This window comes from Methylacidimicrobium sp. B4 (genome assembly GCF_017310545.1).
Classification (GTDB): Bacteria; Verrucomicrobiota; Verrucomicrobiia; order Methylacidiphilales; family Methylacidiphilaceae; genus Methylacidimicrobium.
The window spans coordinates 2,201,616-2,218,330 of sequence record NZ_CP066203.1 but is presented as its reverse complement, the minus strand read 5'-3'; the positions used below and the strand labels follow the sequence as shown (position 1 = coordinate 2,218,330).

Genomic DNA, 16,715 nt, shown 5'->3' with positions numbered 1-16,715 from the left:
CTACCACTGCAGCAGCGCCCCGTGCTGATACTCGGTCACCCGGGTCTCGAAGAAGTTCTTCTCCTTGAGAAGGTCCATGGCTTCGCTCATCCAGGGGAAAGGATTGCGCGATCCGTACCGCGCCTTCAAGCCGATCCGCTCCAACCTCCGGTCCCCGATGTACTGAACATAGTCCCGGAAGAGATCGGCGTTCAATCCGAGAATCCCGCTCGGCAAGCAGTCCTGCGCGTAGAGTGATTCGAGCTCGACGGCGTGCGCGATCATCGCGCCGATCTCCTCCTGAAATTCCGGCGTCCAGACACCGGGATTCTCTTCCTTGATCCCGTTGATCAGGTCGATGCCGAAGTTCAAATGGATCGTCTCATCCCGCAGGATGTACTGGAACTGCTCGCCGATTCCGGTCATCCGGTTCTGTCGATGGAAGGAGAGGATCATGACAAACCCGCTGTAGAAAAAGATTCCCTCCATGATCACATAGAAACCGACCAGGTTCTTGAGAAATTGCCGAATCCCCTCGTCGGTCTCGGTCGAAAAGCCCTCGCGCAGGATGTCCGCCGTCAGGATCATCTCGAAGGCGTCCTTGTTCCGGATCGAGTTGACCTCGTGATACATGTTGAACACCTCGCGCTCGTCGAGAGCGAGACTCTCGACGATGTACAGGAAGGCGTGCGTATGCACCGCCTCCTCGAATGCCTGGCGCAAGAGGTATTGGCGCGCCTCGGGATTGGTGATGTGCTTGAAGATCGCAAGCACGATGTTATTGCCGACCAGGCTTTCGCCGGTCGCAAAAAATCCGAGGTTCCTCAGGATCACCCGCCGCTCCGCCGGGCTCAGCTTGTCGGATTTCCAAAGCTCGATGTCCCTCTGCATCGGCACTTCGGAGGGAAGCCAGTTGTTCGCGCAACCGTTCAGGTAGTGCTCCCATGCCCATTTGTATTTGAGGGGCATGAGCTGATTGACGTCTACCGTCCGACAGTTGATCAGCCGTTTATCTTCCGCGTTGAACCTCTTGGTGAGGTCATAGGGTTGGCATCCCGTCTCCGGGAAGGTGCAGCAGGACATGGTCTCTCCTTTCTTTCTGTTTCCTTTTCTTCCGCCGACCCACCGGCCTTCGTCCCTGGAGCCGGTCTGATCGAACGGGGTCAGGCACTGCGTGGCCGAGAGAGTCGGAAACGGCCACCGGTCATTGGCAACTCTCGCATTCCGGATTATCGAGAGAGCAACTGCTCCCGTTCCGCTCCTCGGGCCGATCGACACGGACGCGCGACGAGGGGCTCACACTTTTCATCCACCGCGGCTGGAGCCCTCTGGCATTGATGTCCAGGGTCGATTTTTCCACGGAGGTCGCCGCCACGGCCCGAAGGTAGTAGGTCGTCTTGAGACCTTTTCGCCAAGCCAGAAGGTACATATCGGAAAGCTTCTTCCCGTTGGGCTCGGCGATGTAGAGATTGAGCGACTGCGCCATATCGATCCATTTCTGCCGGCGGCTGGCGCACTCGATCAACCAGTGCGGATCGAGCTCAAAGGCGCTGACATATCTCTCCTTGATCTCCCGGGGAATCCGCTCGATGGAAAGAACCGAACCATCGTAGAACTTAAGATCATCGACCATCTCCTGGTCCCACAGCCCTGCCTGCTTCAACTCCTCGACCAGGTAGCTGTTGACCGTCGTGAAGTCGCCAGAGAGGTTTGATTTCACGAAAAGGTTCTTATAGGTCGGCTCGATCGATTGAGAGACTCCGCTGATGTTCGAAATCGTTGCGGTAGGAGCGATCGCGAGCAGGTTGCTGTTCCTCAAGCCGTGCCGCCGAATCGCCTTTCGGACCACCTCCCAATCCTTCCTTACCGTTCGATCCACTTCGAGATTTCCCCCGCGCTCCTCCTCCAGCAGCGAGAGGGTGTCGATGGGCAGGAGGCCCCGATCCCATTTCGAGCCGCGGAAGGTGGAATAGGCGCCTCGTTCCTCCGCCAGGTCCGAGGAAGCCAGCAGCGCGTAGTAGGCAATGCTCTCCATCGTCCGATCCGCGAATTCTACCGCCTCCCGGCTCCCGTAGGAGATCTTCAGGCGGTAGAGCGCGTCCTGGAAGCCCATCAGTCCGAGACCGATCGGGCGATGCCGCAAGTTGGCGTTCCTGGCTGCCGGAGTCGGATAGAAATTGATGTCGACGACGTTGTCGAGCATCCGGACCGCTACCCGAATCGTCCTCGCCAGCCGCTCCTCGTCGAGAACTCCGTCCCTCACATGGGCAGCCAGATTGATCGAGCCCAGGTTGCAGACCGCGGTTTCCTCCGTCGAGGTATTTAACGTGATCTCGGTGCAAAGATTGGAGTTGTGAATCACGCCGACGTGATCCTGCGGAGACCGGACATTGGACGGATCCTTGAAAGTGATCCAGGGATGGCCGGTCTCGAAGAGCATCGTGAGCATCTTCCTCCAGAGAGTCGATGCCGCAACGCGCCGGAAGTTGCGAATCTCCCCCCGATCCGCCATCGCCTCATACTCGCAATAGCGGCGCTCGAAGGCCCTGCCATAGAGATCGTGAAGATCCGGAACGTCACTCGGGCTGAAGAGCGTCCAGTTCCCTCCTTCGATGACACGCTTCATGAACAGGTCAGGAATCCAGTTGGCCGTATTCATGTCGGGCGTTCGGCGCCGCTCATCGCCCGTGTTCCTTCGGAGCTCGAGGAAGTCCTCGATGTCGAGATGCCAGGTTTCCAGGTAGGCACAGAGCGCCCCTTTCCTCTTCCCGCCTTGATTGACGGCGACCGCCGTGTCGTTGGCGACCTTCAAGAAGGGAATGACCCCCTGACTCCTCCCGTTGGTCCCCCGAATCAGGGAGCCGGTGGCCCGGACGTTGGTCCAGTCGTTTCCCAACCCTCCGGCCCACTTCGAAAGCCGGGCATTATCGGAGATCACCTGAAAGATTCCGTCAAGATCGTCCGACACGGTCAGCAAATAGCAGGAAGAAAGCTGGGGATGCCTTGTTCCCGAATTGAAGAGGGTCGGAGTCGAGCAGAGGAAGAAAAACGAGGAGAGAAGCTCGTAAAACTCGATGGCATGCGCTTCTCGATTCTCCTTCTCTGCGAGGGCCAAGCCCATCGCCACCCGCATCCAGAAGTATTGGGGCGTCTCGATTCTTCGCTCTTCATGGTGGAGCAGGTAACGATCGTAGACGGTCTGCAGGCCCATGTAGGTAAAATCTCGATCTCTCTCGAACTGGAGGGCGTCAGCGAGCTTCTCGAGATCGAAGCTCAATAGATCGGGCGAAAGGCGCCCGACATCTACGCCGTGGCGAATGGAGATCGGAAAAAAGTTCCGATGCACCGTTCCGAGCTCTTCCCGTCCGCGAATCTCGGGCAGCACTTCACGGTAGAGCTTGGCTAAAAGGATCCGCGCCGCGACATAGCTGTAGGCCGGCTCCTTCTCCACCCGCGAACGGGCCGCAAGGATCATCGCCTGGTCGATCTCCTCCTCGGCGACACCGTCGTAAAGGCTCCGCAAGGTCTCTTCGGCCAAGCTCCTCCACGAGCAGCGATCCTCAAGGCCGCGGCACGCCTCCTCGATCTCCCGCCCGAGTCCTTCCGGATCGAGCGGAACCCGTTCCCCGCATCGCAGCACGAAGGAGAGGGGAGCCGTTCCGGACCGGGTCGCGGCGCGCAATGTCCGCGCCCGCCGACGCTCCGCCCGGTAGAGGATGTAGCGCCGGGCGACCGAGTGGTAGCCCGCTTCCATCAGTGCGGTTTCCACCCAATCCTGGATGCGCTCGACTTCGAGCGCCTCTCCGCCGACAGCCGCGCCAACGGCCCGCCGCACCACGGCTCGCGTTACCTCCTCGACCGCCCTGCCGAGATCCTCGGCAAGCGCCATCTCCATCGGGACCCCGTGCTCGGCCCGAAACGCTCGTTCGACGGCCCAGGAGATTCGTTTCGGCTCAAACCCGACGACCGTGCCATTCCGCTTCTGGACCGTAAAGGTCTTGGTCGAAAGCGGATCCATGCCGACAAGCTCCATCTGTCGAGCATCTTCCAGGGAAATCATGGTTCTCTCCTGATGTTCTAGATGTTGTGTCCAAATGAGAACAGGACACAAGATATTGTGCGATTAAGCCGATTCTGACCCTGCCGAGTCAATCTCTTTCGCAATCTTTTTCGCGCGAGAGAGGGCTCCATATATATCCATAAGTATAATCACAATCCCAGCGCCTTTCGCAATCCCCTTTATCAAGGAATACGCCCGAGGGGGAAGCTGCCTCTGTCCTGCCAATCCGAGCGGATCCCTTCAAAAAAAAACCGCCGGGATCGACCCGGCGGCTTCTTCTTCGCAGCGCGGTCCTGCGCGGATTAGATTGCGTAACCTTCCTCGCCGTGCTGTACCGTATCGAGGCCCTGCGTTTCCACCTCGGCCGGCACCCGCAAGCTGACAAAGAGCTTCACGAGCAGAGCCAGGACTACGGTCACGCTCACCGACAACCCGATCGTGATGACGATCGCCTTGAGCTGTGCCCAGTAGAGCGTGTGATGACTAACGAGTGCTGCTAGTCCGTTCTTTCCGGCCACGGCTCCGTTGCTCAGGTTGCCGTTGACCTTGGCCGTGGCCAGGACTCCGGTCAGAAACGCCCCCAGCGTCCCCCCTACCCCGTGCACTCCGAAGGTATCGAGCGCGTCGTCATACCCCAAAGCCTTCTTGAGCTTCACGCAAGCCAAGTAGGGGACCACAGCAGCCAGCACCCCGATGATCACCGATCCCGTCGAATCGACGAATCCGCAGGCCGGCGTAATGCAGACTAAGCCCGCGACCGCTCCGGTGCTGAACCCCAGCACACTTGGCTTCCCTTTCAGGGCGTATTCGAGCATCCCCCAGGTGAACGAAGCCACTGCGGTGGCCAGCGTCGTCGTAGTGAACGCGTTGGCGGCGATTACGTCCGCGGCTCCGGCGCTTCCCGCATTGAAGCCGTACCAGCCGATCCAGAGCATGCTGGCCCCTACCATGCAGAGGACCATGCTATGCGGCAGGATCGGCTCCTTCCCGTACCCGATCCTCCGGCCGAGCAGCAGGCAGAGAATCAATCCCGACCAACCCGACGACATGTGCACCACGGTGCCGCCGGCGAAGTCCACTGCGGGGATCCGAGCCGCCGCGTTGAAGGCGCCGTTCATCAAGCCGGTGCCTCCCCAGACCATATGGGCGAGGGGAAAGTAGACGAAGAGCATCCAAAACGTGAGAAAAAGCAGCAACGCCCCGTAATTCATCCTCTCCGCGATCGCTCCCAGGATCAGGGCCGGGGTAATGATGGCGAACATCAGCTGGAACATGCAGTAGACGTTCTGCGAAACCCAGATTGAATAGCCAGCGTTGGGAACCGAGTCCACCCCCTTGAGGAAGAAGAACTCGCTCCCCCCCAAAAAGGGCCCGAGTGCGCTTGAGCCAAAGCTCGTGCCGAAGACAAGGCTATAGCCCACCGCCCACCAGAGAATCGTTACCAGCCCCGCGATCCCCAAGCATTGCGCCAGGACCGACAGCACATTCCGGGAGCGAACGAGACCCCCGTAAAAGAGGGCGAGGCCCGGCAGGGTCATGAAGAGCACCAACGCTGAGGAAGTCATCAGCCAGGCGTTGTGCCCCGGTCCCGGCACCCCACTCACCTTGCTTCCCGAAGGATCCCCGTTGAGGATGTAGGCCTCGAGCCCCGCAACCCGCGCTTCCATGCTGGGCTCTTCGGCAGCGAAGAAGGGCGTTCCTTGCCATGACGCCCAATTGAGGATCTCGCCACCCATCATGGGCATCGCCGCTCTTGCTTCGGACTGCAGAGCACCGCCCATCGCCAGACAGGCAATGAGCATGAGCAACCAGCGTTTGAATCGAGTGACAACCATTCTGATCATCTCCTTTGCTTGTGGGAGCTACGCCTTCTGCGGTGCGATCCCGGGGGCCAGGCCCGCATGCGGTTTTCTCTTCCTGCCGGACGGATGCGGGGAAGTCCCAAAGCCAATCCGAAGGAAGCGCGGCTCGCGCCAAGCGAAAGCACGACGTCCCTTTTTCCATGCGATGGGGACCTCTCGGTCTACCCGTCCAGCCGAATGGGCGGCTCCACGAACGCCCTCGGTTGGTCGGGCCAAGAAAGTCTCAACTCCTCCCCTGCTCGAACCCCTCATCCCGTTTCCTCCTGCGGCTCCATTCAAAGCAAACGGCGTGCCAGAACGAATGGATTTTTTCATGCGCGCCACTCACGCGCGGGAGGTGGTGGGGAGATCCCGAGGAAGCAACTCCGGGGACATCCTCGGGCGGCCCAGGCACGGGAGCTCGCTCCCATATGGACGATCCGGAGCTCCGCTTTCCTTCGCCCTGCCAAGAATGCGCTTGCCCAGCAACGGCACCGGGGCGCTACAGTGTAGGCCCACGACCTTCGGACGAAGGCGGGAAAGACTCAACAGGGGATTGCGACATCATGCCACGTTATATCATTGAGCGAGAGATCCCCGGGGCCGGAAAACTCTCTCCCCGGGAACTCGCCGGAATTTCCGAAAAATCATGCTCGGTCCTGGATGCGATGGGCCCGCAAATCCAGTGGCTGCACAGTTACGTCACCGACGACAAGATCTATTGCGTCTATCTGGCCCCCAACGAGCAGGCGATCCGCGAACATGCCCAAAAGGGGGGCTTCCCCGCGAATCGCATCTGCGAAATTCGGGATCTGATCAGCCCTTATTCCGCCCGCTCGGCTTAGCCGCCTTGCTCCGCGTAGACGTCTGACGCGTCTTCGAGCCCTTGGCGCCATGAGCGACCGGCTTTCCTGGGATGGCCTTGTGAACTGCTACCGATTCGACGCGAACCTTGCCCTTCGGCGCCGGTGCCTCCTCCCGAGTCGCTCCCATCACAGGAAGGATGGTCAACCGCATCCCCTTCGTGGTGTTCATCACCGATACCTCGGCGACGGCCCCCGGAAGCCCGATGGCCAAGGCGAGCGCAAGTGCGGTCACTAGCTTTCTCATTTTTCGCCCTTGCGGCTAAGTTTACGCCTCGGATGTGAAGAACGCAATCGGCCTTTGCACCCGATCCTGGCTGGCATCCAACGCCCAGATCTCGCCTTCATGGCGGCTAGCGGGCAAGCGGGCAGGCGAGGATTCGATCTAGGGACCGTCGATGTCGATGCCACGCCCGTTGTGGAACATGGCGAAGATCACGTCCTTGGCTTCCGCCTCGCGCTTGGCGTCGTTCGTGATTTCGCGGCCGATCACAATTGCATAAGCCTTTAGCGGAGCGGTGGGGAAAAGCTTCCTCCATTGCTCGGGCTTTTTGCCAACGGTCGCCTTGGCCGCCTTGAGGAATAGGTCTGAGCGCCTGCGCGCCCGTTTCACATCCTCAATGTCAACCTTCGCCGCAATCTCCGCCGCCACGCACGCCGGATTCCCAGTCTGGTTGTCCTCACCGACCGCCAATGCGTCGGCCTCACCCACGTCAGCTCGCTCCTCATCGGACAATTGCCGCGCGTTTTTCGCCGTGTCCAGAAGCTTGCTGACCAACCGACGCTCCAGAACCTCCAGACCGCCGACCGAGTGGTTGATGTAGTTGTCCAGCTTCTCCCTCGCGTCCCGTTCTATGATCTTGCCCTCGTGCTCCGCCATTTTCACGTGTATTTTATCAACGGATTCCGTAAGCTTGGCGATCTGGCTATTGGTTCTTTCCTGTGCAGCGGTCAGCTGACCCACTTGGTCAACCAATTGGGCGACGTCGGTCGTCAGCTTATCAACTCGCTCAACCAATTTGGCGATCTGACGGCCGTTCTCGGCAACGAGCGCGGGCAAACCCAGGAGTTCCTCCGTCAGGATCTCCCGGCGGACCGCTTCCCTCCACTCCGGCTGCCCCCGCAGCGCCGCCAGAATGTCGTCCGTGGATTTAATGACTACGCTCATGCACCTAACATTAGCCGAACGCTCAGGGGCTCGCCACTGGAATTGACTCGTATTGGCCGCCGTACTCGACTCCGCCGATCGTGTACTTCGGCACGTAGCTGGTGCGCCACTGGATCTGTCCCGGCTGCTGCGCGGTCGAACCGTTGCCGTTCTTGGCGATCTTGTCCCATCCCTCGTTGAGGAGTCCGCTCCTCGCCTCGTTACGGCCCATCTCGATCCACTTCCGGTACTTTGCGACCTTTGGATCGCACTCCGGATGGTCATACGGCGGAACGGCCGGGTTTTCGCTCGTGTACTGGACCGGATCCGGAGCATGGGCGCAGCCGACAAAGGCGATGATCAAGGGAAGGATGGCCAAGCGTCTCATGCCTTGGCTATGCGCCCATCCGGTTGGCTTGGCTCCCTGGCGGATTCCCGCATTGCCGCCATCTGCCGCCGGGTGACCACGGCCGCGTCGCAGGAATCCGCCACGGCGATGCTCAAGCCGAGCATCTTGGAGGCGTTCCGCTTGATCGCCCGTGCCAGGCCGATGGGATCGCCGGTTTGCGCCTCGACGACGCGCAGGCCAAAGAGGAAATGGCCGAGGGAGCCTCCAAGCCAGCGCTCGGCGCACGCTCCGTAGGCCAACCACGCGAACGGAATCAGGCACAAGAGCCTCCAGGCGGCCTTCGTTCCCGGATTTAAGGCGGAGGACGCCATCGCCAATCCGCCGAACAGCAGAACGCCATCCGCCAATCCGGCCGCGATCCGCCTCCAATGCGGAGCGCGCCGCGGCCATCTCCAGCCTTCCGCTACCGGCGCCAGCCTTTCATCCAGGACGCGCTCCACGAGAACGCAGTTGAGAAAGAACGCAAATGGAAGCGCCAGCGCGAGCGCCGCGCCGCGGATCGTCCGTTCCCGCCTTTGGTCCGGAAAGCCGAAATCCAACCATGCGACGCGCATCGCGCGGCAGCCGATGGTGTCCGGCTGGCCGTAATAGACCGCAGCGACCACGGCCCACAGAGCCAGGACCGCCACGCTGAACAGGGAGCAGGCCGACCGCATTGCGGAACTGGATGCTCCGGCCATCTCCGGGATGGCCAGCAGCAAGATCTCCGCGCACAGGAAGAACGCTGGCGGCAATAACGCGCAAGCGACCGCCATGTCGACCAGGCCAACCACAAGTCGCTTCCAGAGCGCGAGATCGACGTCGGCGGATGGTTCCTCGGCCATGCGCGGATGGTGCGTCGATCGGATCGGCGCATGCCGTCGCATGCGCATCCGCATCTTCGTGGCCGCGTGCCTTGTCCTGTTGCCGCTCTGCTTTTTCGCCTCGTCGGCGTTGGCCGCTTCGCCACCTGCTAGCGGAGGAAGCGCGGCGATGCCCGGCGCCAGCGGAGGGGCGACGCTCCCCCTCCCGGATCCGACCGTCGAGCTTGCGCAATTGCAAGCGATGTTCGGCCAGATCGGGACGGCAATCTACAACGCGATCGTGCCGTGCTTGCGGGTCGTCGGCTCCTACGCCCTCGAATGCATGCTCGCCGTAGGCGGCCTCGGCTTGGCATTCGGCAGTCGGGGAAGGCCGCTCGCCACCGTGTTCGTTGAGGTCTGCGTTCTGTCCGCGATCGTCTGGGTTTTTTGCGTGGCAATGTGGCCGCAAACGCTCCTCGGCACGCTGCGCTCGTCGCTGCTTCCGTCGGCGACTCAACTGGGGAATCAGATCGCACATCTCGGCCCGGGCGTGGGCGGAACGACGCCAACGCAATGGCTCATGAGTTGGCTCAATGGCGGGGTTGTGCCCGCGAGCGGAGGGCTTGATGTGTTCGGCAACAATTCGAGCTGTAAGTTCTCTATGTATTACATTGAGAATGTTCTATGGCACGTACCGGACTGGGGGACGCTGAGCGCGGAGAGTCATACGGTCACGCAAGATCTCCAAAAAGCGGCTGACTCCGGGTTGTCATGGGCGATAGGGATGTGGACGGGCTTCTTATTTGGCCTTGGCTCATTATTCGCGACTCTTCTGTTTGTGTACTTAACGGCAATCGTGTCCGTGCTCGGGTTCGGGCTGACGCAGCTTTTCGTTCTAGGAGGAGGGGAGCTGGCGTGGAACTTGTACATTCCGCTCGGCATGCTGCTGGTCCCATTGATCTATCTTGGAATCGGAAGGGATTACTGGCGTCATTATCTCACGACGCTCGTCGCGCTGGCGATCATGCCCTCCCTTTTCTGGTTAATGTCCGGGATCGGGATTGCACTCACGGCGGGGCTCTATCAGAGCGTGTTCGCAAATCCGGCTGGCGGGAGCGTGGGCAATTTCGTGCGTGGTGCGGTCGTGTGGGCGACGAATGGCATGTATAGCCAGATATGGCAGGTGATTAATTCCATACTGAACCTACAGGGGCTTCAGCTCCCGAGCCCGGGCCAAGGCCCGACATCTGGAGGAGGCTTCAACCTGACCCAGTTCCTTTTGTGGACCTTTCATTGGTCGGGCTTTTTCTTGCGGTATACCGCTGGCGTCGCCATGGTTGCGGCGTTCGTCGCGCTTGCGACGACGGTTGCAGTGACGTCTGTGCAGATCGCGTTCTCGTGGACTAGGGCGTTTTCGGACGCTGCGGCGGCGTGGATCGGAGCGCATCGCGATTCGATTGATCGCATCGGGAGCTCGATCGGCAGCGGGGTCGGGCACGTCGCCGGAGGGCTGACGCAACAGGTGGGCGACTTCCTGAGCAACTGGAGGCGGCGATGAGTGCGGGGAGGGCGAATGGGGTGCGCCCGGGCGGCGGCATGCCCGCGCTGATGTTGCTGGCGGTGCCTTTCCTTGTGATCGGGCTGGACTACTGGGCGTTCGTTGATCCTGCTCACGCTGAGCGGTGGCAAGCCGCGCTGGCGGCGCTGCCAAGTACCGTCTGCCGGGCTACGGGCTCGCGGGTTGCGGCTGATATTGTGTCGCTGCTCGCCGTGACAGCTGTGCTAATAGCTGCGTGGTGGCTGCGGGAGAAGCTTGTCGCGCTGCTTCTTGGGTTCGATGAGTCGCTCAGGTCGCGGCTGCGCGAAAGCTCGCGGCGCGGTCACGGATGACCGCGACGCATTGCTGACTGAATTTCAGCCCATCGCTCGGCGTTGAGCTGAGCGAGGTCGCGCGACCAATAGTCCGTGTCCACGATCTGCGCCCAGGCCTGGAGGCCCGCAAGGTAGTTCATGTCAACGGCTCCGCCAGGGAGTTGCCTAAGCGACGTGGCACCGGGGATAGACTGCGTGAAACGGTCGAATCGGAAACTCGCAGTCCAGGTTGCGGCGATGGAGCAGTCGCGCCCAGGCGCGACTGCGAGTGACGTCAAGAGGACGTTCGGCACGATGCTAGAGTCCGCGCCAGGGCTCGTGTTGATGCCCTTTTCGTGCAGTGCGGCATAGATCAGGTTTGCGACCTCCACCCTCGTCTGCTCGGTGATTGGGGGACAGCCGCCCGGAATAAACCCGAATAGCCCGCCGCTTGCCGTCCCGGCTGGCGGCGCGGCCGATTGACCGCCCTGCTGTTGCCGCGGCGCGTTGACCACTCCGTTCCAGTTCGATGAGCAGGTCGGCAGACCAACGGCGAGCAGTATGGGAAGCATCAGGATTCGCATGGTCGTGGCCTCCTATTGCGGAAAGTATTGCGCGCTCCCTGGCCCGCGATCGTCAAGCCGATTCCGCGCCGGGAACGATGCAAGCGCACGCAAACACGACGATGCGGAAAGCCTGCTCCACACAATTACGCTTCTCCGCATCGACGGGTCATCTCCGTGGATCCGCCGCGTCATCCGCGCTCGCTTTGAGGCCGCAAGGCTGGGCCACGGACCGGCCGCGAAGGCCATTCCCTGGCTTGGGCATGGATCATCGGCCTTCCAGATGCGTTTCCAGGCGCTCGTCCACCACAGTCAGCACCTTGTTGGCTAGCGCGAGATCCATGGCGTCGCTGGAAATCTCGTCACCGACGACGACGGGAAGCACGGGCACGCGCCGCAGCTTGGCGTCAGCGGCCATCGCCCTCGCCAAATAGCCGGACCGTTGCATGACTCGCTCCACGTCGTCCACGCCAACCGCGCAGGAAGCCTCGACCGCGAGGAAGACAGCCCTGTCCCCGCGCCTTCCCCTGAGGCAGAAATCCAGCCGCCTCACCATCCTGGCCTCGCTCGGCGTCAGCGCGTTGGACGCCTTGGCGAGAATGGCCTTGAGGTCGCCCGTCGAAACGCGCTCCACATCGTCCGCGATGTCGCCGACGTACTTCTCCGGATCGTTGGCTATCAGTTGCTCTAGAGCCGTGCCGCGAAGCCGGGCAATGTGCCCATCGTGCCTCCCGACCACACCGGTGAGCTTGGAGACCTGTCCCCGAAGCTCGCCCATTTCATCGGTGAGCTTGGAGACCTGCCCCCGAAGCTCGCTCATCTCCATGGTGAGCTTGGATACCTGTTCCCGAAGCTCGCCAATCCCATTGGTTAGTTTTTCGATCGCCTCCCATGTCGCTTGCCGGTCCTCCCGCCACTCATCCCTTGCCTTTTGGAATTCCTCCGGCAGGCGCACAAGATCGTCGGTCAGGATCCTCCGTCGAATCCTCTCCACTCGCCGCTCATCGGCCAGGATGGAGTCGATGACGGCGTCCGCCCAGTCCGGATGACTGTCCAGGGCGGCCAGGATGTCGTCGGTGGATCGGATCTCAACGCTCATGTCATCAGTATGCGTCGACTCGCGCGCTTGCGCAACGGCTCGTGAGCCAGCGGCGCTCTCACCACCAGAAGCCGTGCTTCTTCCTCTGGGCGGCCTTCCTCTTGCGAGCTTCCTGCTCCTTCTTGGATAGGGCCTTCCTTTTCGCCTCCGATCCAGACGCCTTTTTGGGCTGCGGGTCGCGATGGCTGATTTCCGGCGACGACCGAAGCCCCCTCTCCCTGGCCGCCACCGAGTTCGCCGGCTCCGGCATGAGTCCGTTCCTCGCCGGAGCCTGCGGCAGGCCGCGCCGCCCAATGGATCGGGCCAGAGCCTGCATCGAGAACGGAATTTCCGAGCTGGGCCACCCCTGCTCGTTGGCAGCCGACCTGGGCCCGATCACCGAGGCCGGGTGCCAGTAGAACTCCGCCGGGCTTCTCGCTTGCGGGGAGCGAGCCGCTCCCGCCTCGAGGGTCCCTTTGCCTGGAAGAGGCATCCGCCTCAAGCGGGAATGCCGACTATTTGCGTGCGGTCTCCGGGCTCACGTGCGGCGCCGGCCGATCCGTCTTTTTCGCCCTGCTGCTGGCGACCGATCGGACCTTGACCTTACCCTTCGGAGCCTCCTTCTTTGCGAGGAGTCCGGGCTTTGCCTTCTCCTTCGCGCTCTTCTCCGCAACCGCTCGATCGCGGGCGTCCTGTTTCGGATCTTCCGCGGACGACGGAGCCAGGATGGAGAGCCGCGTTCCCTTCGAAGTCTGGATGATCCCTGCGAGAAGCTCCGGTGAGCACGCCAGGGCCAAGAGAAGAATCACGCATCCATAGCATCGCATCTCTCTGCTCCAAGGAAGGTTCGCCAGAGTATCGTCCATCGAGGGAGCGGCACAAGGATCAAAATCGAGCTTTGCTCTGCCCGGCACGGAGAAGGTGCCCCCCCCCCGGGATCGTGATCGCCCATTGCCTTCCGAGACCGTTTCCTCCAAGATGGTCTGTGCGATGTCCGCTCGGCTTCTCATCGCTCTTCTTGTGCTGCTTGCCCTCTGCCCCTTCGCTGCATTCTCAATGAAAATCACCTCGCCTTCCTTTGCCAACGGTCAGCCGCTCCCTCGCGACTGCGGCTATCGCCAGGGGAATCGGAATCCCGAGCTGCTCATCGCAGAGATCCCCGCCGGCACACGTTCGCTCTCCCTCATCATGGACGATCCCGATGCCCCCGGGGGCTCTTTCGTTCACTGGCTGGTCTGGAATCTTCCTCCGTCCACTGCGAAGCTCCTTCCGGGCAAGCTGCCACCAGGAGCCCGCGTCGGACGCAACCAGTTTGGGAACGACCGCTATGACGGGCCAGCGCCCCCGAGCGGCACCCACCACTACTTCTTTCGGTGCTTCGCCCTTGACCAGCCGCTCGCCCTTCCTGCGGGCGTGGAGCGCCGAGCCTTGGAACAGGCAATGAGAGGACACCTTCTCGCGGAAGCCGACTTGATGGGCACCTTCGCGGCCTGCGGCCACTGAAGTGGCACGCCCCTCCCCCGCACGTGCGCGCCCCGATCGTCCCGATGATCCGCATCCCTTCCCGACCCCTCCACTGGCTCTTCACCGCGGCCGTCTGCCTTTCGATCCCCGTCGCCCTTCCGGCTCGGGCCACGGAAATCTTTACGGAAGCCTTCACGCCCACCCCGATTTCCATCAACCTGGCCGATCTCCCCAAGCCCTTCTCCACACCCAGCGCCAGCTACGAACCTCCCGTGGTGCCCCCACCGGCACAACCTTCGCTCCGCCTGCCGGCGGGCTTTCAGGTTTCCGTGTTTGCTCGTGACCTGGAGGAGCCGAGGTGGCTTGCCCTGACCCCGGAAGGAGGAATCCTCGTGACCGAATCCGCAGCCGGCCGAATCCGCCTCCTGGAAGGATTGCGCGAGGATGGGAGCGCCGAACGCGGCTCGGTTTTCGCCACTCCGGAGAATGGCCTCAATCTCCCCTTCGGGATGGCTTTTGCCCAGGGCCGGTTTTTCGTGGCGAACACCGATGCGATCCTCGCCTTCTCCTACCAGAGGGGCCAGCGCCGGTTGGGAGGCCGTGGCGAACGCATCGCCCCGCTCCCGGGAGGCGGACACTGGACCCGGGCTCTCGCCCTCTCCCCCGACGAGCGTCGGTTGTATGTCTCGATCGGCTCCCGGACCAATGCTGACGTCGAGCCGGCTCCGCGAGCTTCGATCGTGCGGATTCCCCTGCCGAAAGGGAAAGTGGAACCCTTTGCATCGGGCCTGCGCAACCCGGTCGGCCTCGCCTTCGAGCCGAATACGGGCATCCTCTACACGGTCGTCAATGAACGCGACCAACTCGGCGATGACCTAGTGCCTGACTATCTGGCGCGAGTCCGACAAGGGGACTTCTTCGGTTGGCCGTATGCCTATCTTTCCCCTCATCTCCTTGACCCCAGGCTTCTTGTCCATCATCATGTGCAAAAGCCCAACTTGGTCGATACCACGCGCACTCCGGACGTGCTCTTCCAGGCGCATTCGGCTCCGCTAGGGCTGGCTTTCCCCTCGGGCCGGCCGCAATTTCCGGAACGATACCTTCACGGAGCTTTCGTAGCCTTGCACGGCTCCTGGAATCGTAGTGAGCCCACCGGCTACAAGATCGTCTTCGTTCCCTTTGGGAACGACCACCGCCCCCAAGGCTTCTACGAAGACTTCCTGACCGGTTTCCTGAGCGAGGGAGAGCACCCCAAGACGTGGGGGCGGCCAGTTGGCCTCCTCTTCCTACCGGATGGGAGCCTTCTCTTCTCTGACGACGCCAACGGCTTTCTCTATCGGATCACCTACGAAAGAGACGCCGAGCGTTGAGCAGGGGGAGCGGCCAGACGATTCCTTCACCGACAGCCGGAAGCCTCTTCCCAGGACTGGACTGCCTCCAACCTTTGATTCTCGAGCAAAGCGGCTAGAAATTGAAGCGGAGGCCCGCAATCGCGATGTTGTAGTACTCCGGGTACTTGATCAGCATCGTATTGCCAGTGGTCATCCCGTAGGAAAACTGGGTCTCTTTGATGTAGAGGATCTTGTACTCCGCAAAAATGCTCCAGTGCTCGTTCAGGTTATACTGCAGCCCAGCCAGCCCTTGGCCCGCAAAGGCCCCTTGGGCATAGCTGCCAGACGAGAGCAGATTGCCCGCGGGTCCTACGAAGCTCGTTCCAGACGAAGCCAGGTAGGCGCCGCCAATCCCACCCCCGATGTAGGGAACGAGGCCGATCGGGGTCACAAGCTTCGCCACTCCATCGACGAGGAACACCCCCATGTTCAGGTTCGACCCGAACTGGTAGGAAGAGATGCCGGGCGTTCCCGCCACTCCTCCGGTCAAGCTGCCGCTTTCCGTCGCCTGGCCGAGATAAAACGCTTCGAACTGAGCCGCGGGCTGGAGCCAGTAGCTCTTCCCGGAATCAAGGGCGTAGCTGCGAAAGTTGTAGCCCACTTCCAGACCCCCCACGGCAGCCGTCCCGGGAGTAGCCCGTCCGCCCGCGGAGAAGAGCGGCGGCGAATCGAGGGCACTCACGCCGTTGCTCATGCCGAAGGCCGCACCGCCGAAGATTCCGAAGTAGAGGCCGGTCTTGGGCCCGAGCGCTTCCTTCGCCGACGGTCCCATCGCCTCCTTCATCCCTTCCTTGCCGCCAATCTCTTCGGTCCCGGTCTCCCCGTCCTTTTGCCCGGCGGGAGCCGCCGCCGTGGGCGAAGCGCCGGTCGAAGCTCCCGAGGCGGCGGGCTCCGACGAAGCGGATGCGAGGGCCCCTTCCGCTTGCGCGGTGGCGCTCCCCGACGGCTCTGCTTGGGTGTCACCTGCCTGGGCCAGCTCCGATTCGGGCGACGCAGGTTCGTCCGCCCATGCCGCGATCGGCCCATTCCACCAGAGCCCGAAAAGGCCAAACATCGCCAGCGAGCCAACCCACGCCTTCCTTCGTCTCGTGCTCTCCGCAGAACTCTCGGTTCCGGTCCCTCGAACTTGAGTCATCTCCCTCCTCCTTTCCTTGCCTGCTCGTCCCCTAACCTAAGAAAACCGCGCGCACTTTAGCGGTTCTGCGCAGGGTAAGACAAGCGGGGACTCTGTGACATTTCTGTGACGGTGCTTTTTCTGACTCAACAGGAGCACGCACCAGCCTCCGG

16 protein-coding genes are annotated in these 16,715 nt (G+C 61.8%); 5 read left to right on the top strand and 11 right to left on the bottom strand.

All coding sequences use genetic code 11. The features are described from left to right. The 3 genes from MacB4_RS10375 to MacB4_RS10365 form a co-directional block, all read right to left on the bottom strand. Window positions 1-1,062, bottom strand: a complete 1,062-nt coding sequence (locus MacB4_RS10375; RefSeq protein WP_206863745.1) for a ribonucleotide-diphosphate reductase subunit beta — start codon at window positions 1,060-1,062, stop codon at window positions 1-3. Window positions 1,063-1,183: 121 nt separating this feature from the next. Further along, window positions 1,184-4,039: a ribonucleoside-diphosphate reductase subunit alpha gene (locus MacB4_RS10370; RefSeq protein WP_206863744.1), complete on the bottom strand. Its 2,856-nt coding sequence runs from the start codon at window positions 4,037-4,039 to the stop codon at window positions 1,184-1,186. A 302-nt stretch (window positions 4,040-4,341) separates the two neighbouring features. Then, window positions 4,342-5,874: an ammonium transporter gene (locus tag MacB4_RS10365; protein WP_206863743.1), complete on the bottom strand. Its 1,533-nt coding sequence runs from the start codon at window positions 5,872-5,874 to the stop codon at window positions 4,342-4,344. A gap of 572 nt (window positions 5,875-6,446) precedes the next feature. Here MacB4_RS10365 and MacB4_RS10360 point away from each other — a divergent pair. Then, window positions 6,447-6,725 carry a DUF4242 domain-containing protein gene (locus MacB4_RS10360; protein ID WP_206863742.1) on the top strand — a complete coding sequence of 93 codons (279 nt, stop codon included), beginning with the start codon at window positions 6,447-6,449 and terminating at the stop codon, window positions 6,723-6,725. Here MacB4_RS10360 and MacB4_RS10355 read toward each other — a convergent pair. From MacB4_RS10355 to MacB4_RS10340, 4 genes are all read right to left on the bottom strand, one after another. Further along, window positions 6,697-6,990 (bottom strand): hypothetical protein, encoded by a 294-nt coding sequence (locus tag MacB4_RS10355; RefSeq protein WP_206863741.1) that lies wholly within the window; start codon window positions 6,988-6,990, stop codon window positions 6,697-6,699. The two genes, MacB4_RS10360 and MacB4_RS10355, sit on opposite strands and share 29 nt — an antisense overlap. Window positions 6,991-7,128: 138 nt before the next feature. Continuing rightward, a complete protein-coding gene (locus MacB4_RS10350) occupies window positions 7,129-7,911 on the bottom strand; it encodes a hypothetical protein (RefSeq protein ID WP_206863740.1) in 783 nt (260 codons plus the stop codon). Window positions 7,912-7,933: 22 nt separating this feature from the next. Next, a complete protein-coding gene (locus MacB4_RS10345) occupies window positions 7,934-8,278 on the bottom strand; it encodes a hypothetical protein (protein WP_206863739.1) in 345 nt (114 codons plus the stop codon). Beyond that, window positions 8,275-9,177 carry an RDD family protein gene (locus MacB4_RS10340; protein ID WP_206863738.1) on the bottom strand — a complete coding sequence of 301 codons (903 nt, stop codon included), beginning with the start codon at window positions 9,175-9,177 and terminating at the stop codon, window positions 8,275-8,277. Before MacB4_RS10340 ends, MacB4_RS10345 begins: the two co-directional genes overlap by 4 nt. On the opposite strand from MacB4_RS10340, the gene MacB4_RS10335 reads away from it, so the two are divergent. Continuing rightward, entirely contained in the window at window positions 9,164-10,639 is a 1,476-nt protein-coding gene (locus MacB4_RS10335) for a hypothetical protein (RefSeq protein ID WP_206863737.1), read from the top strand. The two genes, MacB4_RS10340 and MacB4_RS10335, sit on opposite strands and share 14 nt — an antisense overlap. Window positions 10,640-10,677: 38 nt before the next feature. After that, a complete protein-coding gene (locus MacB4_RS10330) occupies window positions 10,678-10,971 on the top strand; it encodes a hypothetical protein (RefSeq protein WP_206863736.1) in 294 nt (97 codons plus the stop codon). On the opposite strand, the gene MacB4_RS10325 is transcribed toward MacB4_RS10330, so the two are convergent. The 3 genes from MacB4_RS10325 to MacB4_RS10315 form a co-directional block, all read right to left on the bottom strand. Then, the gene (locus tag MacB4_RS10325) at window positions 10,962-11,516 is read right to left on the bottom strand and encodes a hypothetical protein (RefSeq protein ID WP_206863735.1); all 555 of its coding nucleotides are present in this window, start codon (window positions 11,514-11,516) and stop codon (window positions 10,962-10,964) included. The two genes, MacB4_RS10330 and MacB4_RS10325, sit on opposite strands and share 10 nt — an antisense overlap. A 247-nt stretch (window positions 11,517-11,763) precedes the next feature. Next, window positions 11,764-12,594 carry a hypothetical protein gene (locus MacB4_RS10320; RefSeq protein ID WP_206863734.1) on the bottom strand — a complete coding sequence of 277 codons (831 nt, stop codon included), beginning with the start codon at window positions 12,592-12,594 and terminating at the stop codon, window positions 11,764-11,766. Window positions 12,595-12,652: 58 nt separating this feature from the next. Then, window positions 12,653-13,066 (bottom strand): hypothetical protein, encoded by a 414-nt coding sequence (locus tag MacB4_RS10315; RefSeq protein WP_206863733.1) that lies wholly within the window; start codon window positions 13,064-13,066, stop codon window positions 12,653-12,655. Window positions 13,067-13,629: 563 nt separating this feature from the next. Here MacB4_RS10315 and MacB4_RS10310 point away from each other — a divergent pair. Together MacB4_RS10310 and MacB4_RS10305 are read left to right on the top strand one after the other, a co-directional pair. Then, on the top strand, window positions 13,630-14,076 hold the full coding sequence (locus MacB4_RS10310; RefSeq protein ID WP_206863732.1) for a YbhB/YbcL family Raf kinase inhibitor-like protein: 447 nt from the start codon (window positions 13,630-13,632) through the stop codon (window positions 14,074-14,076). A gap of 44 nt (window positions 14,077-14,120) precedes the next feature. Further along, window positions 14,121-15,407, top strand: a complete 1,287-nt coding sequence (locus MacB4_RS10305) for a sorbosone dehydrogenase family protein (RefSeq protein ID WP_206863731.1) — start codon at window positions 14,121-14,123, stop codon at window positions 15,405-15,407. 94 nt (window positions 15,408-15,501) lie between these two features. On the opposite strand, the gene MacB4_RS10300 is transcribed toward MacB4_RS10305, so the two are convergent. Next, complete coding sequence (locus tag MacB4_RS10300; protein WP_206863730.1) at window positions 15,502-16,563, bottom strand: hypothetical protein; 1,062 nt, start codon at window positions 16,561-16,563, stop codon at window positions 15,502-15,504. Window positions 16,564-16,715 lie beyond the last annotated feature (152 nt).

Bases quoted from the DNA above. Each gene is read 5' to 3' on its own strand.
- MacB4_RS10310 (WP_206863732.1), top strand. From the start codon at position 13,630: ATGAAAATCACCTCGCCTTCCTTTGCCAACGGTCAGCCGCTCCCTCGC.
- MacB4_RS10305 (WP_206863731.1), top strand. From the start codon at position 14,121: ATGATCCGCATCCCTTCCCGACCCCTCCACTGGCTCTTCACCGCGGCC.
- MacB4_RS10300 (WP_206863730.1), bottom strand. From the start codon at position 16,563: ATGACTCAAGTTCGAGGGACCGGAACCGAGAGTTCTGCGGAGAGCACG.
- MacB4_RS10340 (WP_206863738.1), bottom strand. From the start codon at position 9,177: ATGCGGATGCGCATGCGACGGCATGCGCCGATCCGATCGACGCACCAT.
- MacB4_RS10335 (WP_206863737.1), top strand. From the start codon at position 9,164: ATGCGCATCCGCATCTTCGTGGCCGCGTGCCTTGTCCTGTTGCCGCTC.
- MacB4_RS10360 (WP_206863742.1), top strand. From the start codon at position 6,447: ATGCCACGTTATATCATTGAGCGAGAGATCCCCGGGGCCGGAAAACTC.
- MacB4_RS10320 (WP_206863734.1), bottom strand. From the start codon at position 12,594: ATGAGCGTTGAGATCCGATCCACCGACGACATCCTGGCCGCCCTGGAC.
- MacB4_RS10350 (WP_206863740.1), bottom strand. From the start codon at position 7,911: ATGAGCGTAGTCATTAAATCCACGGACGACATTCTGGCGGCGCTGCGG.
- MacB4_RS10355 (WP_206863741.1), bottom strand. From the start codon at position 6,990: ATGAGAAAGCTAGTGACCGCACTTGCGCTCGCCTTGGCCATCGGGCTT.
- MacB4_RS10375 (WP_206863745.1), bottom strand. From the start codon at position 1,062: ATGTCCTGCTGCACCTTCCCGGAGACGGGATGCCAACCCTATGACCTC.
- MacB4_RS10325 (WP_206863735.1), bottom strand. From the start codon at position 11,516: ATGCGAATCCTGATGCTTCCCATACTGCTCGCCGTTGGTCTGCCGACC.
- MacB4_RS10365 (WP_206863743.1), bottom strand. From the start codon at position 5,874: ATGGTTGTCACTCGATTCAAACGCTGGTTGCTCATGCTCATTGCCTGT.
- MacB4_RS10330 (WP_206863736.1), top strand. From the start codon at position 10,678: ATGCCCGCGCTGATGTTGCTGGCGGTGCCTTTCCTTGTGATCGGGCTG.
- MacB4_RS10345 (WP_206863739.1), bottom strand. From the start codon at position 8,278: ATGAGACGCTTGGCCATCCTTCCCTTGATCATCGCCTTTGTCGGCTGC.
- MacB4_RS10370 (WP_206863744.1), bottom strand. From the start codon at position 4,039: ATGATTTCCCTGGAAGATGCTCGACAGATGGAGCTTGTCGGCATGGAT.
- MacB4_RS10315 (WP_206863733.1), bottom strand. From the start codon at position 13,066: ATGCCTCTTCCAGGCAAAGGGACCCTCGAGGCGGGAGCGGCTCGCTCC.